Origin of the sequence: Clavibacter michiganensis, assembly GCF_021216655.1 — a bacterium.
Lineage (GTDB): Bacteria > Actinomycetota > Actinomycetes > Actinomycetales > Microbacteriaceae > Clavibacter > Clavibacter michiganensis.
Map to the genome: position 1 here is coordinate 2,718,783 of NZ_CP080437.1, position 15,965 is coordinate 2,734,747.

Here is a 15,965-nt window from a genome sequence, read left to right on the forward strand (position 1 = left end):
GGGAGACCCGCATGTCCCACCTCGACGACGTCGCCCCCGGATCCGCCTCGAGGCTCGAGCCGCGCGCCCGGTTCGCGAGCGACGCGCCCGTCCACTCCCTCGACGGCGACTGGCGGTTCCGCCTGCTGCCTGAGGCGCCGGTCGACGCCGCCGGCCGCGCACCCGCGGTCGCGGATCCGGCGCTCGACGACGCCGCGCTCGACGCGGCCGGCTGGACCACGCTGCCCGTCCCGTCGCACTGGGTGCTGCACGGCCACGGGTCGCCCGCGTACACGAACCTGCAGTACCCGTTCCCCATCGACCCGCCGCACGTGCCCGACGCGAACCCGACCGGCGAGCACCGGCGCACGTTCGAGCTGCCGGCGTCGTTCGCGGACGCCGAGCGCGTGCTGCTGCGCACCGACGGGATCGAGGGGCTCGCGACCTTCTGGGTCAACGGCGTCGAGGCGGGCTGGACCACCGGCAGCCGCCTCACGACCGAGCTCGACGTGACGGAGCTGCTCGTCCCCGGCGAGAACGTGCTCGGGATCCGCGTGCACCAGTGGTCCGCCGCCTCCTACCTCGAGGACCAGGACCAGTGGTGGCTGCCCGGCATCTTCCGCCCGGTCGAGCTGCTCGCGCGGCCCGCCGGCGCGCTCGACGATGTGCGGGTGCGTGCCGACCGCGATCCGGCCGACGGATCCGGCCGCCTGGACGTGCAGGTGGACGGCGCGTTCCCCGTGGTGGTGCGCGTGCCGGAGCTGGGGATCCACGCGACCTGGGAGACCGCGGCCGACGTCGCGCCCGTCGCGATCCCCGCGGTCGACGCCTGGAGCGCCGAGCGGCCGCGCCTCTACGACGCGACCGTGTCGTCGCCCGGGGAGACCGCGAGCCTGCGGATCGGCTTCCGCACGGTGCGCATCGACGGCGACGCGCTGCTCGTCGACGGCCGCCGCCTCACCTTCCGCGGCGTGAACCGGCACGAGTCGCACCCCGAGCGCGGCCGCGTGTTCGACGAGGCCGAGGCGCGCGCCGACCTGGAGCTGATGAAGCGGAGCGGAGTGAACGCGATCCGCACCTCGCACTACCCGCCGCATCCGCGCCTGATCGACATCGCCGACGAGCTCGGCTTGTGGGTCGTGCTCGAGTGCGACCTCGAGACGCACGGCTTCTGGGACGTCGAGTGGCGGGACAACCCGTCCGACGACCCGCGCTGGCGCGACGCCTACCTCGACCGCATCGCGCGCACCGTCGGCCGCGACCGCAACCACCCGTCGATCGTGATGTGGTCGCTCGGCAACGAGTCCGGCACCGGGCGCAACATCGCGGCCATGTCGGCGTGGGTGCGGCGCGCGGATCCGACCCGTCCCGTGCACTACGAGGGCGACCTCACGGGCGAGCACACCGACGTCTACTCGCGCATGTACCCGACGCTCGAGGAGATCGACTCCGTGTGCGGCACGCCCGTCGCGAGCATCCACGAGACCACGGGCGCGACCGGCGCGAAGCAGCGCGCGAAGCCGTTCATCCTGTGCGAGTACGGGCACGCGATGGGCAACGGCCCCGGATCCCTCGCCGACTACGAGGACGCGATCGACCGCTGGCCGCGCCTGCACGGCGGCTTCGTGTGGGAGTGGCGCGACCACGGGCTGCTCGCGCGCACCGCCGACGGCCGGCCCTTCCACGCGTACGGCGGCGACTTCGGCGAGCCCGTGCACGACGGCCCCTTCGTGATGGACGGCCTGCTGCTCTCCGACGGCACGCCCACGCCCGGCCTCGAGGAGCTCGCCGCGGTCATCGCGCCGGTGCGCGTGCGGGTCGCGGCCGACGGATCCGGCGTGCGGGTCGAGAACCGGCGGCACAGCGCATCCACCGACGACGTCGACCTGGTGTGGATCCTCGCCCACGACGGCAGGCCCGTCGCCCGCGGGATCCTCGAGCACACGCCGCTGGCCGCCGGCGATGCGGCGACGATCCCGCTGCCCGTCGAGGCGCGCGCCGCCGGCCACGCCGAGGAGGCGCACGTGACCGTGCAGGTCGTCACGCGCCACGACGCGCCCTGGGCCGAGGCGGGGCACGTCGTGTCGTCGCACCAGGCGCTCGTGCGCGACCGGCCCGCGCCCCGACCGCGGCCTGCCGGGCGCTGGCGCGGCGACTCCCTCGGCGCCGGGACCTTCGACGCCCGCGGCGACCTCGTCGCGTGGGCCGGCGTGCCCGTGCGCGGCCCGCGGCTGGAGCTGTGGCGCGCGCCCACCGAGAACGACCGCGGGGCAGGCCAGGGGTCCTACGAGCTGGCCGAGCCCGAGCTCACCCGCGGCCGCGGCGCCGAGGAGACGCCGCCGTCGGCGGACCGGTGGAGGGAGCGCGGGCTGCACCGGCTCACCCACCGGCTCCTCGGCACGAGCCGCACCGACGGCGGCCTCGAGACGCGGATGCGTGTGCAGGCCGCGCACTCGGGCGCGGGCGTCGACGTCGCCTTCCGCTGGACCGCGACCGATCGCGGCCTCCTGCTCGCCACCGAGGTCGTGCCGTTCGGCGCGTGGGACTGCACGTGGCCGCGCGTCGGCGTGCGCATCGACCTGCCGGGCGCGCTCGCCGAGCATCCGGTCGCCTGGCACGGCACGGGGCCGGGGGAGTCCTACGCGGACAGCCGCACGGCCGCGCGCGTCGGCCGCTTCGCGTCGAGCGTCGACGGCCTCGCGGTCGCCTACGCCCGCCCGCAGGAGACGGGCCACCGGCCGGAGCTGCGCTCGCTCGTGGTCGGCGACGGATGCACGACCCCGCTCACCCTGACGACCGTGCCCGACGGATCCGGCCACCGCCCCGGCTTCCAGCTCTCCCGCTGGACCCCGCAGCAGATGACCGACGTCGGCCACCCGCACGAGCTGCCCGCCCCCGACGGCCTGCACCTCTTCATCGACGACGCCCAGCACGGCCTGGGGTCGCGCGCGTGCGGCCCCGACGTGCTCCCGCGCCACGCGCTCTGGCCGTCGCTGCGCACGTGTGAGGTGCTGCTGGGGTAGCACCGCGGGCCGGCGCGTCCGGCCACGCACGACGGATGCGGGCACCCGCGTCGACGGGTGCGCGCCGCGTCAGATCGTGCGGGTGGAGCTCGTCCAGCCGGCGACCCAGTCCGGCATCCGCGTGCCGTCGGGGGCCGGGCCGACGAGCTCGTCCAGCTCCGCCGCCGACACGGTGCCGCCGCCCTCGTGCAGGAAGCGGTTGCGGACCACGGCGCGCGCGGCGACCTGATCCCCGACGAGGAAGGTCTGCTCGACGTACGACCACCTGTCGTACGTGCCGAGGACCCGGCTCTCGACGACGAACCGCTGCCCGAGGGTGAGGGATCGGCGGTAGGTGATGGTCTGCCCCGCGACGACCGGGTACCAGCCGCGCGCGCGGATCCGGGACCACAGGCCGGAGCGGACGAGGAGGTCCAGGCGTGCGACGTCCATGATCGTGAGGTACCGGCCGTTGTTCACGTGGCCGAACAGGTCGAGGTCGTGGGGGAGCACGCGGAAGGCCGTCCGCGCGGTGTCCCAGATGCCCAGGCGTCCTCGGCGGCGGGCGGTGAGGCGCATGAGCAGCAGGCGCAGGTAGAGGTTCACGGTTCTCCGTTCGCGGGGAGGGCGACGCCGCCCTCCGTCGGGGCGGGTCCGGGCGCTGGGCACGACGCTACGGATCCGGTCGGCGGCGCGCGGCGGCGGTCCACATGGCGTGGGCCGCGTCCCGCTCCCGGTGCGCTCGTGCGCGGTCCCCGCGTCGACGGATCCGCTCCGCGACGGCACCGGGATCCGCCCACCCGCTGGCGCTAGGCTCCATGCGCGCGCATGGAAGTGATCCGTGCGAGAAGGAGCACCCCATGAGCACCACATACCGCGTCGGCTACCTCGTCGGCAGCCTGTCGTCCACCTCCATCAACCGGGCCCTGTCGCTCGCGCTGAAGCGCCTCGGCGCGCAGGCCGGCCTCGAGCTCACCGAGATCCCCATCCAGCCGCTGCCCTTCTACAGCGCGGACATGGACGGCGAGTACCCCGAGGTCGCGAACGCGTTCAAGGCGGCCATCGCCGACGCCGACGCCGTCCTCATCGTCACGCCCGAGTACAACCGCTCGGTGCCCGGCGTGCTGAAGAACGCGCTCGACTTCGCGAGCCGCCCCTACGGCGAGAACGCGTTCCAGGGCAAGCCCAGCGCGGTCATCGGCACGTCCATCGGCGCGGTCGGCACGGCCGTCGCGCAGCAGCACCTGCGCAGCATCCTGTCGTTCCTGGCGTCGCCCGAGCTCTCGCAGCCCGAGGCGTACATCCAGACCACCGAGGGTCTCATCTCCCCCGAGGGCGAGATCTCGAACGCCGGCACGGAGGAGTTCCTCGTCGGCTGGCTCCAGGCGTTCCACGCGCACATCGAGAAGAACCTGCAGGCCGTCTCCGCGTAGTCGGCGACGCACGACGCGAGGGGCCCGGGCGGGATCGCCAGGGCCCCTCGGCGTGCGCGGCCCCGGCGACAGGTGCCCGCCCTCGCGAGGTCGGCGGAGCGGATCGAGGCGCCCGTCGCCTGCTGGCCGAGCGTGCCCGCGCATGCTGGGTACCCTGAGCGCATGGTGACCATCCGCGATGTCGCTGCCGACGCGGGCGTCGCGCGCAGCACGGTCTCCTACGTCCTCTCGGGCAAGAAGAAGCTGCCCGACGCCACCCGCGAGCGCGTGCTCGCGAGCGTCAGCAAGCTCGGCTACCGGCCGGACCCCGCCGCCCGCGCGCTCGCGCTCCGGCGCACCAACATCCTCGGCTTCCTCGCCTCCATCGACCCGGCGTCGCGCGAGTCCGACATCGAGGTGTTCATGCGCTTCGTGCGGGCCGGGATGTACGAGGCCAACACGCGCGGGTTCGACCTGCTCATCATGGGCAAGGGCGAGGACGAGCTGCGCGGGGACGTGCTCGCGGACGCGCTCGTGGTGATGGACATCCGCGACGACGACCCGCGGATCCCCGTGCTCCAGGCCATCGGCCTCCCCACGGTCCTCGTCGGGCACCCGGGCCGCTCGTCCGCGTTCAGCGCGGTGGACCTCGACTTCGAGGAGGCCGGCCGCGTCGCCGTCGACCACCTCGTCGCGCTCGGGCACCGGGAGATCGCGCTGCTCGGATCGGGCGCGCCCGCCGCCCGGACGGAGATGGGCTTCGCCGTGCGCTTCCGCCGCGGCTTCACGGAGCGGTGCGCGCACCACGGCATCCAGGGCGCTGTCGTCCCCTCCGTCGGCGGCGGTGACGACGCGGCGGAGCGCTGGCTCGACGCGGCGCGCGAGGCCCTGCCCGCCGCGAGCGCGATCGTCGCCCACACGCCCGGCGAGCTCGAGCCGATCGCGGCGGCGCTCCGGGCGCGCGGCATCCGGATCCCCGAGGACTGCTCCCTCATCACGGTCGCACCCGAGGTGGTCATGCGCGCGGCCGCCCTGCCGCTCACCGTGATCGACCTGCCCGGTGACGAGATGGTGCGCCGCGCCACCGGCCTCGCGGTCGACGAGCTCGCGGGTGCGGCCGAGCCCGGCGTCCTCGAGCTGCTGCCCGCGGTGCTGGTCGAGCTCGGATCCACCGGACCGCATGTGCCGGGCGAGAGCGGATCCGCGTTCCGCTCCGTGAGCGCCTCCGCCTGAGCGCGGCTCGGCGCCCGCGCGTCGAGTGCCGATCATCACGATCGGAGAACCGGTTCGCCGAAAGTGTTGAACCGGTTCTCCAAACCACCTAGGCTCGCCGCGAAGCCGCCGTGACGGGCCGCTCCTCCCCGGCACCGCCGCCGTGGACGGAGACGGCTCCCGGCGCACGAGTACGTATTCAGAGAGGAATACCGTGATCAACACGCGCACCCGCGCCGCCCTGGCGGCCACCGTCGTCGTCACCGCAGGCCTGGCCCTCACCGGCTGCTCCACGGGGGGAGGCGGTTCGTCGGATCCGGACTCGCTCACCCTCTGGGACAGCTTCACCCAGTACGACGCGTCGTCGCCGTACGGGAAGCTCATCAGCGGCTGCGAGACCAGCACCGGCATCACCATCGACCGCACGCAGAACCCCGACAACGAGACCAAGTTCCTGCAGGCCGCCTCGTCGAAGACCACGCCGAACCTCATCGTGCTCGACAACCCGGCCATCGCCCGCTTCGCCGACACGGGCCTGCTCGTCGCCAACGACGAGTCGGGCCTCGACACCTCGAAGGTGCTGCCCAACGTGCTCGCCGCCGGTCAGCTGGACGGGAAGACCTACGGATCCTCCATCGGCGCGAACACGCTCGCGCTGTTCTACGACAAGGCCAAGCTCGCGGCCGCCGGGGTCCAGCCGCCCACCGACTGGGCGAGCCTCGAGGACGCCGCCGCGAAGACCACGCAGGGCGACGTGCAGGGCCTCGGCTTCTCCGCGATCGGCACCGAGGAGGGCACGTTCCAGTTCCTGCCGTTCTTCTGGGGAGCCGGCGCCGACCTGTCCGACATCTCCTCACCCGCCGCCGTGCGCGCGCTCACCCTCTGGACCGACATGGTGAAGGACGGGCAGGCGTCGAGCGCCAACGTCAACGCCAACCAGCAGGACATCCGCGACCAGTTCCTCGCCGGGAAGCTCGCGATGATGGTCAACGGCACGTGGCAGCTCTCCGCCCTCGACGAGGCGGGCATCGACTACGGCGTCGTCCCGCTGCCCGCGGAGGACGGCGGCGCCGCGCCCAGCCCCCTCGGCGGCGAGTTCGTCGAGGTGGTCGTGAGCGACGAGGCGAAGCAGGACGCCGCGGCGAGGTTCGCGCAGTGCATGATCGACCCCGCCAACCTGGCCGACTGGACCGCCGGCCAGTCGTACATCTCCCCGTACGCCGACGCGGCCGCCCAGCAGGCGTCCGCGGACCCGGAGCTCGTGCCGTGGGTCGACGCCGTGTCGGTCGCGCAGGGCCGCACCGCTGACCTCGGCATCGCCTACCCGGACACCTCGAAGGCGCTGTACCAGGCCATCCAGGAGGCGCTCACGGGCAGCAAGACGCCCCAGGCCGCGCTCGACGACGCCGCGGCGACGCTGAAGAAGTGAGCGGCCGCGTGATCGACCGTCCCCTCGCCCCCAGCCGGGGCGCGGGGACGGCGGGCCCGGCCGAGGGGCGGCCCCCGCGCCGCCGGCCGTACCGGACGGTGAGCGTCGTCGCCGCGATCGGGTTCATGGCGCCGGTCGTCGCGTTCCTGGCGATCTTCTTCGTCTACCCGATCATCCGCGGCTTCCTCCTGAGCCTGCAGGAGTACGGGCCGCGCGCGTTCGTGACGGGCGAGGCGCCCTACGTGGGCTTCCAGAACTACGTGACGATCCTCAGCGACAGCCTGTTCGCCACGATCGCCTGGCACACGGTCGTCTTCACGGTGGTCTCGCTCGCCGGGCAGTTCGCCATCGGCCTCGCGCTCGCCGTGTTCTTCACGCGCCGGTTCCCGCTGTCGACGACGTTCCGGTCGCTCATCCTGCTGCCGTGGCTGCTGCCGCTCATCGTCTCGGCGACGGCCTGGCGGTGGATGTTCGACCAGCAGTTCGGCATCATCAACTCGGTGCTCGGCACGCCGATCGGCTGGCTGAGCGACCCGTCGGTGTCGCTCTGGTCGGTGATCATCGCGAACATCTGGCTCGGGATCCCGTTCAACATGATCCTGCTCTACGGCGGCCTGCAGGGCATCCCGGAGAACCTCTACGAGGCCGCGGCGCTCGACGGCGCCGGCCGCTGGCGCACCTTCCGCAGCATCACCTGGCCGCTGCTGCGCCCCGTGACCGCGGTGACGTTGCTGCTCGGGCTCGTGTACACGATCAAGGTCTTCGACGTGATCTGGATCCTCACCAAGGGCGGCCCCGCCAACAGCTCGCACACCCTCAGCACGTGGGCCTACGAGAAGTCGTTCACCGACCTCGACTTCGGAGTCGGCGCCGCGGCCGGGGAGATCCTCGTGGTCGTCGCCCTCGTCTTCGGCCTCATCTACGTCAGGGCCCAGCGCAAGGAGGCGCAGTCGTGAACACCATCGACACCCCTGTCCGCCGGTGGACGAACGCCGTCATCGGCTTCGTCATCTGCGCGGTCCTGCTGTTCCCCCTCTACTGGATGCTCAACGTCTCGCTGACGAAGCCCCAGGACCTCATCTCGAGCACGCCCAGCCTGTTCCCCGCGGATCCCACGCTCGACGGGTACGCGCAGGCCATCTCGACGCAGCTGCCGAATCTGGTGACGAGCCTCGTCATCTCGATCGGGTGCGTGATCCTCACCCTCCTGATCTCGCTCCCCGCGGCCTACGCGATGGCGAAGTTCAGGGTGCGGGGCACGGGAGCGGTGATGTTCGTGTTCCTGCTCGCGCAGATGATCCCGGGCATCGTGCTCGTGACCGCCCTGTTCGCGATCTACGACGCGCTCGGGCTGCTCAACACGTACCCCGGGCTGATCCTCGCGGACGCCACCGCGTCCGTGCCGTTCGCGGTGATCGTGCTGCGCGCCTTCATGCTCGGGATCCCCGACGAGCTGCTCGAGGCCGCCCGCATCGACGGCGCCTCGAGCTGGCGCGCGTTCGTCTCGATCGTCGTGCCGCTCAGCCGGAACGCCATCGTCACGGCCGCGCTCTTCTCGTTCCTGTTCGCCTGGGCGGACTTCCTCAACGCGAACTCGCTCACCTCGGGCAACAGCATCGTGCCGTTCACGCTCGGGCTGTACCGCTACATCGGGTCCACGACGACGAACTGGAACGGGATCATGGCGACCGCCGTCATCGCGTCCATCCCCGCCGCCGTCCTGCTGGTCGTCGCGCAGCGCTTCGTGGCCGCGGGCGTCACCGCCGGTGCCGTGAAGGACTGAGCGGGGCGCACCCGGCGCCGCACCCGGGCACGACGACACGACACGACACGACGCACCACGACACCGAGGACGGGCACGCATGATCGACGACGACCAGCACTTCACGACCGACGGGACGCACCTCGTCTGGCGCGGCGACGGGGAGACCCTCGTCGTGGAGCCGTGGGGCCCCGACAGCCTCCGCGTGCGCTCCCGCATCATGGCGCCCGTGGCGGACGCCGACTGGGCGCTGCTGCCGCAGCCCGAGGAGCGCCCGCGCATCGAGGTCGACGGCGCGACGGCCCGGATCACGAACGGCGGCATCACGGCCGTGCTCGTCTCCGAGTCCTCCTACGGCTACCAGACCGGCTACGAGGAGAACCGCTGCCACGTGACGTATCTCGACCGGCACGGCGAGGTGCTGCTCGAGGAGATCGGCACGGGCGGCGCCCTGCACCTGCGGGCGCGCGAGCAGCGGCCGCACCTCGGCGGCGACTTCCGCATCACGGCGTCGTTCGCGACCGGGCCCGACGAGCGGCTGTACGGCATGGGGCTGTACCAGCAGGACATCCTCGACCTCGCCGGATCCACGTTCGAGCTCGCGCACCGCAACTCGCAGGCGAGCGTGCCGTTCGTGATGTCGAGCCGCGGCTACGGCTTCCTCTGGCACGACCCGGCGATCGGCCGCGCGACCTTCGCCGCGAACCGCGTCGAATGGACGGCGGAGACGAGCGAGCAGCTCGACTACTGGATCACCGCGGGCGACACCCCGGCTGACATCAGCCGCGCGTACGCGCGGGCCACCGGATCCGCGCCCATGATGCCCGAGCACGGCCTCGGCTTCTGGCAGTGCAGGCTGCGCTACTGGAACCAGGAGCAGCTGCTCGAGGTGGCGCGCGAGCACACCAGGCGCGGGCTGCCGATGGACGTCATCGTCGCCGACTTCTTCCACTGGCCGAAGATGGGCGACCTCCGCTTCGAGGAGGAGTTCTGGCCGGATCCGACCGCGATGGTCGAGGAGCTGCGCAGCATGGGCATCGAGCTCATGGTCTCCATCTGGCCGCAGGTGTCGCTCGAGTCGGAGAACTACGCGCGCATGAAGAAGGAGAACCTCCTGGTGCGCAGCGAGCGCGGGATCGACGTGCAGATGCAGTTCGAGGGGCCGAGCGCCTTCGTCGACGTCACGAACCCGGACGCGCGCCGCCACCTCTGGGAGACGGCGCAGCGGGGCTACGGCGCGCACGGGATCCGGCTGTTCTGGCTCGACGAGGCGGAGCCCGAGTACGGCGTCTACGACTACGACAACTACCGGTACCACGCGGGACCCAACGTGCGGGTCGGCAACGTGTACCCGCAGATGTTCTCGCGCGCGATGCACGAGGGGCGGATCCAGGCGGGGCAGGAGCCGGGCGTCGACCTGGTGCGCGCGGCGTGGGCCGGCAGCCAGCGCTACGGCGCGCTCGTCTGGTCGGGCGACATCCACTCCACGTTCGAGGCGCTCGCGCGGCAGGTGACCGCGGGGATCCACATGGGCGTCGCCGGCATCCCCTGGTTCACGACCGACATCGGCGGCTTCGCGGGCGCCCGCACCGACGACCCGGCGTTCCACGAGCTGCTCGTGCGCTGGTTCCAGTTCGGCGCCTTCTCGCCCGTGATGCGGCTGCACGGCGACCGCGGCCCGAGCGTCGAGGTGCGCGCGGCGGACGGGTCGCGCCGGGCTCCGAGCGGATCCGGCAACGAGCTCTGGAGCTTCGGCGAGGAGGTCTACGGGATCCTCGCCGGCTACGTGCACCTGCGCGAGCGGCTGCGGCCCTACCTCCGCGACGTGATGCGCGAGGCCCACGAGGACGGCCAGCCGGTGATGCGCGGCATGTTCCACGTCTTCCCCGACGACGCCGCGAGCTGGACCCTCGGCGACCAGTACATGCTCGGCGCCGACGTGCTCGTGGCGCCCGTGCTCGAGGCCGGCGCGCGCTCGCGGAGCGTGCACCTGCCCGCGGGGACGTCGTGGATCGAGGCATCGACCGGTGCCCGGCACGAGGGCGGCCAGCGGGTGGTCGCGGATGCGCCGCTGCACGTGATCCCGATCTTCGTGCGCGCGGGCGCGGCCGTGGAGGTGCGGCTGCCGGAGGGCGATCCCGTGGCGTGAGGGCCGGCCGCCCGGCGGTCGAGCGGTCGAGCCGCGTGGTGAGGTAAGGCTATGCTTACCGGCGGCCCGGGCTCCCCGCCGGGCCGCCGGCCTCGACACCAGGAGACCCATGCCCCGCGCTCGCGCCCTCGCCCGCCTCACCGCCACCGCCGTCACGGGACTCGTGCTCGTCGCCCTCACCGGCTGCGGCGCCTCCGAGGAGGTCCCGGCCGCTTCCGTCGCCGAGGCCGGCGAGGGGTCGACGACCTATCCGCTGACGCTGTCGAACTGCGGGCACGACGTGACCGTCGACCAGGCGCCGTCGCGCGTGGTGTCGCTCGACCAGGACTCCACCGAGATCCTGCTGTCGCTCGGGCTCCAGGACCGCATGGTCGGCACGGCGTCGTGGACGGATCCCGTGCTCGACTCGCTCGCCGACGCGAACGCGCAGGTGCCGCGCCTCGCGGACAACGCGCCCACCTACGAGGTGCTGCTCGGCGCGGATCCCGACTTCGTCACCGCCTCCTTCGGGCGTCACTACGGCACGGGCGGCGTGGTCACGCGCGACCGGCTCGCGGAGACCGGGATCCCCTCCTACCTGTCGCCGACGGACTGCGACTCCGACATCAGCATCAACGGCGGCGGCCAGCGCACGACCGCGCTCACGGTCGACGCGCTGTACCAGGAGATCCGCGAGATGGCGGAGGTCTTCGACGTGAAGGACCGCGGCGAGGCGCTCGTCTCCTCGCTCCAGCAGCGCGCGGCCGCGGCCACCGACGGCATGGACCTCGGCGGCGCGAAGGTCATGTACTGGTTCGCCGACACGAAGACGCCGTACATGGGCGGCGGGTTCGGAGCCACGTCCCTCTTGTCGCGCCAGGTCGGCGCCACCGACGCGTTCCCCGAGGTGCGCGACGACTTCATCGCGACGGGATGGGAGACCGTGGTCGACCGCGACCCGGACATCCTCGTGCTCGGCGACCTGCAGCGGGACCGGTTCCCGGGCGACAGGCTGCAGGACAAGATCGACTTCCTGAAGAGCGATCCGCTCACGCGCGACCTCACGGCCGTGAAGGAGGACCGGATGGTGGCGCTGCACGGCGCCGAGCTGAACCCGTCGATCCGCTTCGTGGACGGGCTCGAGAAGATCCGGGCCTGGTGGGACGCGCGCGGGGCGGAGCTCTGAGCGCGGCGGCCCCGCGGGCGCCGTTCGCGACGGCCGCCGCGCGGGTGCGCGCCCTGCCGCACGCCCTCCGCGTCGCGCTGCTGGTCGTGCTCGGGATCGTCGCGCTCGCGCTCTCGGTGGGCGTCGCCGTGACCCTCGGCCCGGCGGACGTGTCGCTCGTGAACGTGCGCGACATCCTGCTCAACCACGCGGGGTTGGCGCGGATCCCCGTGCGCGTCTCCGAGGACGCCATCGTCTGGCAGGAGCGCCTCCCGCGCGCGCTCGTCGCGGCGGCGTGCGGCGCGGGGCTCGGCCTCTGCGGCGTCGTGCTGCAGTCGCTGCTGCGGAACCCGCTCGCGGATCCGTTCGTGCTCGGCGTCTCGTCCGGCGCCTCCACGGGCGCCGTGCTCATCGGGGTGCTCGGCCTCGGCGGCGGCGCGATCGGCATGTCGGGCGGCGCCTTCATCGGCGCGCTCGTGGCCTTCGGCTTCGTGCTGCTGCTCGCCCGGTTCTCGTCCGCGGGCACGGCCGGGGTGATCCTCGCCGGCGTCGCGAGCACGCAGCTGTTCTCCGCGCTCACCTCGCTCGTCGTGTTCGCGTTCGCCGACTCCGACGAGACGCGCGGCATCACGTTCTGGCTCCTCGGCTCGCTCGAGGGCATGCGCTGGGACGAGGTCGGCCTCAGCGTCTCCGTGGTCGCGGTCGGCGCTGTCGTCTGCCTCGCCTACGCCCGCTCGCTCGACGCCTTCGCGTTCGGGGAGGAGGTGGCGTCGTCGCTCGGGATCCACGTGGGCCGCACCCGCATGATCCTCCTGGTCGTCACGGCCCTCCTCACCGCGACGCTCGTGAGCATCGCGGGCGCCATCGGATTCGTCGGCCTGGTGCTGCCGCACGCCGCGCGGCTGCTGTTCGGCCAGCGGCACGCGCGCGTCGTCCCCGCGACCCTCGTGCTCGGCGCGGTGTTCATGGTGTGGGTGGACGCGTTCTCGCGCCTCGCCTTCGCGCCCACGCCGCTGCCCGTCGGCGTCGGCACGGCGCTCGTCGGCGTGCCCGTGTTCATGCTGCTGCTGATGCGCGATCGGGGGCGCGCATGACGCTCGAGGCGCGGGGCGTCAGCTGGTCGCGGGGCGGGCGGATCGTGGTGGACGACGTCACGCTGGAGCCGGCGCCCGGATCCACCGTGGGGCTGCTCGGGCCGAACGGGTCCGGCAAGTCGTCGCTCCTCAAGCTGCTCCAGGGGGCTGCGTCTCCGGACTCCGGCCGCGTGACGCTCGACGGCGCCGACCTCGCGGGGATCCGCCGCCGCGACGTCGCCCGCCGGGTCGCGACCGTGACGCAGCACGGCGAGACCGAGGTCGACATCGCGGTGCGCGACGTCGTGCGCCTCGGCCGCACGCCGTACCGCACGCTGCTCGGCGGGGACACGGCGGAGGATGCGGCGGCCATCGACCGGGCCATCGCGCACGTGGGCCTCGAGGCGAAGGCCGACCGCGCCTGGCGCACGCTCTCCGGCGGCGAGCGGCAGCGGGCGCACATCGCGCGCGCCCTCGCGCAGGAGCCGCGCGAGCTGCTGCTCGACGAGCCGACCAACCACCTCGACATCCGCCACCAGCTGGAGCTGCTCGCCCTCGTGCGCGACCTGCCGGTGACCACGGTGGTCGCGCTGCACGACCTCAACCTCGCGGCGATGTTCTGCGACAGCGTGCTCGTGCTGCGCGAGGGGCGCGTGGTGGCGGGCGGGCATCCGCGCGAGGTGCTGACGCCCGAGCTCATCGCCGACGTCTACGGGGTGCGGGCGGTCGTGACGCACGATGCGGCGGTCGGCTGCTCGCGCGTCCTGTTCGACGCGGCTCCCCTCTAGGCGGGGCCCCGCCCGTCGCCCAGGATGGGAGGACGGCCGCGGGACCGCGGCGCTTCGACGACGAGGGGATCCGCATGGCCACGATCACGATCACGGGAGGATCCGGGCGCATCGCCACGAGCATCCGCCCCCTCCTCCTCGCGGCCGGGCACGAGCTGCGGCTGCTCGACGTGGTCGCGCCGCCGACGCCGCTCGCGCCGGGGGAGACCTCGGCCATCGTCGACACGACCGACGTCGACGCGTGCACGGAGGCGTTCCGCGGATCCGACCTCGTGGTGCACCTCGCCGCGCACGCGGCCGAGCGGCCGTGGGAGGCGATCCAGGCCGTCAACAACGACGGCGCGCACGCGGTGCACGAGGCGGTCGTGCGGGCGGGGGTGCCGCGGATCCTCGCGGCCAGCTCCATCCACGCGGTCGGCTTCCTGCCCGCGACCGAGGCCGCGCGCGAGGACGTGCCCGCTCCTCGGCCCGACACCTTCTACGGCCTGAGCAAGGTGCTGCTCGAGGGGCTCGGCAGCCTGTACGCCGACCGGCACGGGCACGTCGTGGTGAGCGTCCGGATCATGACGGCCGAGCCCGAGCCGTCGCAGGCCCGGAGCGTCTCGACCTGGCTCTCGCCGGGCGACGCGGCGCGGCTCGTGGAGGCCGTGCTGCGGTGGGACGAGCCCGGCCACCGCATCGTGTGGGGCGTCTCGCGGAACACCCGGCGCTGGGTGTCGCTCGCCGCGGGCGAGGCGATCGGCTACCACCCGGAGGACGACGCCGAGGTGTTCGCGCACCGCTTCCCGGAGCTCGGGGAGGACACGTCGCCGCCCGCGGGCGTGCTGCTCGGCTCGATCTTCACGGAGGTCGAGCTGGGCTCCGACATGGGCTGAGGGCGGCCGCCCAGGATGGAGATGTCTGCTCTTCCGGACAAGTTCACGGACGCGCCATCTCGGCACCACGGCGGTTCCATCCCGCGTTCCTAGCTTCGAGATCGACCCGCGCATCCCCCTCACCGCTCGCGGGTACCGACTCGAGAGGCACCTCCATGTCCCTGTCCCCCCGCACCCGCATCGGAGCCCTCGCGGCCTCCGCGCTCGTCGCCGCCCTCGCGCTCACCGGCTGCTCCGCCGGCGGATCCGACGCGTCGGCCGCATCCGCCGACTCCTCGGGCACCTGGGCCAAGTCCGAGGGCACCCTCGTCTTCGGCGCCACGCCCGACCAGGCCGGCTCCGACTCGAACAGCAAGCCGCTCGAGGACTACATCGCCAAGGAGACCGGGCTCAAGGTCGAGTACTACCCCACGGCCGACTACACCGCGCTCATCGCGGCTGCCGTCGCCGGCAAGATCGACCTGATGAGCTCGGGCGCCCTGCAGTACGTCATGGCCTCGAACAAGGGCGCCGAGATCGAGCCGGTCGCCGCGATGCTCACCTCGAAGGACGTCACCGACCCCGGCTACTACTCCGAGGCGATCGTGCCGAAGGGGTCCACGATCACCGACCTCGCGGGCGCCAAGGGCAAGACCGTCTGCTTCGTCGACCCGAACTCGACCTCCGGCTTCCTCTTCGGCCTGTACCAGCTGCAGAAGGCCGGCATCGACGTCACGAGCACGGGCTCCGACGCCAACGGCAACCCGCAGTTCGCGGACTTCACGCCCTACTTCGCGGGCGCGCACGACAAGTCGGCGCAGGCCGTCGCGTCCGGCCAGTGCGACGTCGGGTTCGCCGAGGACTCGATCGTCGAGCCCGCCGTGGCCGCCGGCCAGCTCACCTCGATCGGCAAGGAGTACGTGCCCGGCGGCCCGCTCTCGATCTCCTCGGCGCTGCCCGCCGACGTCAAGGCGAAGCTCACGACGACGCTCCAGGGCGCGTCTCTCGACGCGATCACGGCCTCCGGCGTCCCGCTGACCGACGGCTTCACGAAGGGCTACTTCGGCGCCCAGCCGGAGGACACGACGTACTACAAGGGGATCGCGGACCTCTGCGACTCCATCGCCGCCGCCAAGTGCGCGAAGTGACCCGGACGGACTG

General features: G+C 73.0%; 13 protein-coding genes. 12 read left to right on the plus strand and 1 reads right to left on the minus strand.

Annotated elements, in window-relative coordinates; all coding sequences use genetic code 11:
• Positions 1 to 11: 11 nt before the first annotated feature.
• Positions 12 to 3,002, plus strand: coding sequence for a glycoside hydrolase family 2 TIM barrel-domain containing protein (locus tag K0V08_RS12835; RefSeq protein WP_079531198.1), 2,991 nt, complete (start codon positions 12 to 14; stop codon positions 3,000 to 3,002).
• 69 nt (positions 3,003 to 3,071) lie between these two features.
• Here K0V08_RS12835 and K0V08_RS12840 read toward each other — a convergent pair whose 3' ends face one another.
• Entirely contained in the window at positions 3,072 to 3,587 is a 516-nt protein-coding gene (locus K0V08_RS12840) for an acyl-CoA thioesterase (RefSeq protein ID WP_011931576.1), read from the minus strand.
• Between the two features lie 254 nt (positions 3,588 to 3,841).
• Between K0V08_RS12840 and K0V08_RS12845 the strand changes: the two genes are divergently transcribed.
• The 11 genes from K0V08_RS12845 (at position 3,842) to K0V08_RS12895 (ending at position 15,952) form a co-directional block, all read left to right on the plus strand.
• Positions 3,842 to 4,414 (plus strand): NADPH-dependent FMN reductase, encoded by a 573-nt coding sequence (locus tag K0V08_RS12845; RefSeq protein WP_079531200.1) that lies wholly within the window; start codon positions 3,842 to 3,844, stop codon positions 4,412 to 4,414.
• A 162-nt stretch (positions 4,415 to 4,576) separates the two neighbouring features.
• Positions 4,577 to 5,626 carry a LacI family DNA-binding transcriptional regulator gene (locus K0V08_RS12850; RefSeq protein ID WP_079531203.1) on the plus strand — a complete coding sequence of 350 codons (1,050 nt, stop codon included), beginning with the start codon at positions 4,577 to 4,579 and terminating at the stop codon, positions 5,624 to 5,626.
• Between the two features lie 193 nt (positions 5,627 to 5,819).
• A complete protein-coding gene (locus K0V08_RS12855; protein WP_158218994.1) occupies positions 5,820 to 7,034 on the plus strand; it encodes a sugar ABC transporter substrate-binding protein in 1,215 nt (404 codons plus the stop codon).
• Positions 7,031 to 7,990: a carbohydrate ABC transporter permease gene (locus K0V08_RS12860; RefSeq protein ID WP_079531211.1), complete on the plus strand. Its 960-nt coding sequence runs from the start codon at positions 7,031 to 7,033 to the stop codon at positions 7,988 to 7,990. The genes K0V08_RS12855 and K0V08_RS12860 overlap by 4 nt, the downstream gene beginning before the upstream one ends.
• On the plus strand, positions 7,987 to 8,817 hold the full coding sequence (locus K0V08_RS12865) for a carbohydrate ABC transporter permease (RefSeq protein WP_079531214.1): 831 nt from the start codon (positions 7,987 to 7,989) through the stop codon (positions 8,815 to 8,817). Before K0V08_RS12860 ends, K0V08_RS12865 begins: the two co-directional genes overlap by 4 nt.
• A 79-nt stretch (positions 8,818 to 8,896) precedes the next feature.
• Positions 8,897 to 10,945, plus strand: coding sequence for a glycoside hydrolase family 31 protein (locus K0V08_RS12870; RefSeq protein ID WP_079531216.1), 2,049 nt, complete (start codon positions 8,897 to 8,899; stop codon positions 10,943 to 10,945).
• A 109-nt stretch (positions 10,946 to 11,054) separates the two neighbouring features.
• Positions 11,055 to 12,110, plus strand: a complete 1,056-nt coding sequence (locus K0V08_RS12875; RefSeq protein ID WP_079531219.1) for an ABC transporter substrate-binding protein — start codon at positions 11,055 to 11,057, stop codon at positions 12,108 to 12,110.
• A complete protein-coding gene (locus K0V08_RS12880; RefSeq protein WP_043560458.1) occupies positions 12,083 to 13,183 on the plus strand; it encodes a FecCD family ABC transporter permease in 1,101 nt (366 codons plus the stop codon). Before K0V08_RS12875 ends, K0V08_RS12880 begins: the two co-directional genes overlap by 28 nt.
• Positions 13,180 to 13,950 (plus strand): ABC transporter ATP-binding protein, encoded by a 771-nt coding sequence (locus K0V08_RS12885; RefSeq protein WP_079531221.1) that lies wholly within the window; start codon positions 13,180 to 13,182, stop codon positions 13,948 to 13,950. Before K0V08_RS12880 ends, K0V08_RS12885 begins: the two co-directional genes overlap by 4 nt.
• A gap of 74 nt (positions 13,951 to 14,024) precedes the next feature.
• Positions 14,025 to 14,825 carry an NAD-dependent epimerase/dehydratase family protein gene (locus tag K0V08_RS12890; protein WP_079531223.1) on the plus strand — a complete coding sequence of 267 codons (801 nt, stop codon included), beginning with the start codon at positions 14,025 to 14,027 and terminating at the stop codon, positions 14,823 to 14,825.
• Positions 14,826 to 14,980: 155 nt separating this feature from the next.
• Positions 14,981 to 15,952, plus strand: a complete 972-nt coding sequence (locus tag K0V08_RS12895) for a phosphate/phosphite/phosphonate ABC transporter substrate-binding protein (protein WP_079531226.1) — start codon at positions 14,981 to 14,983, stop codon at positions 15,950 to 15,952.
• Positions 15,953 to 15,965 lie beyond the last annotated feature (13 nt).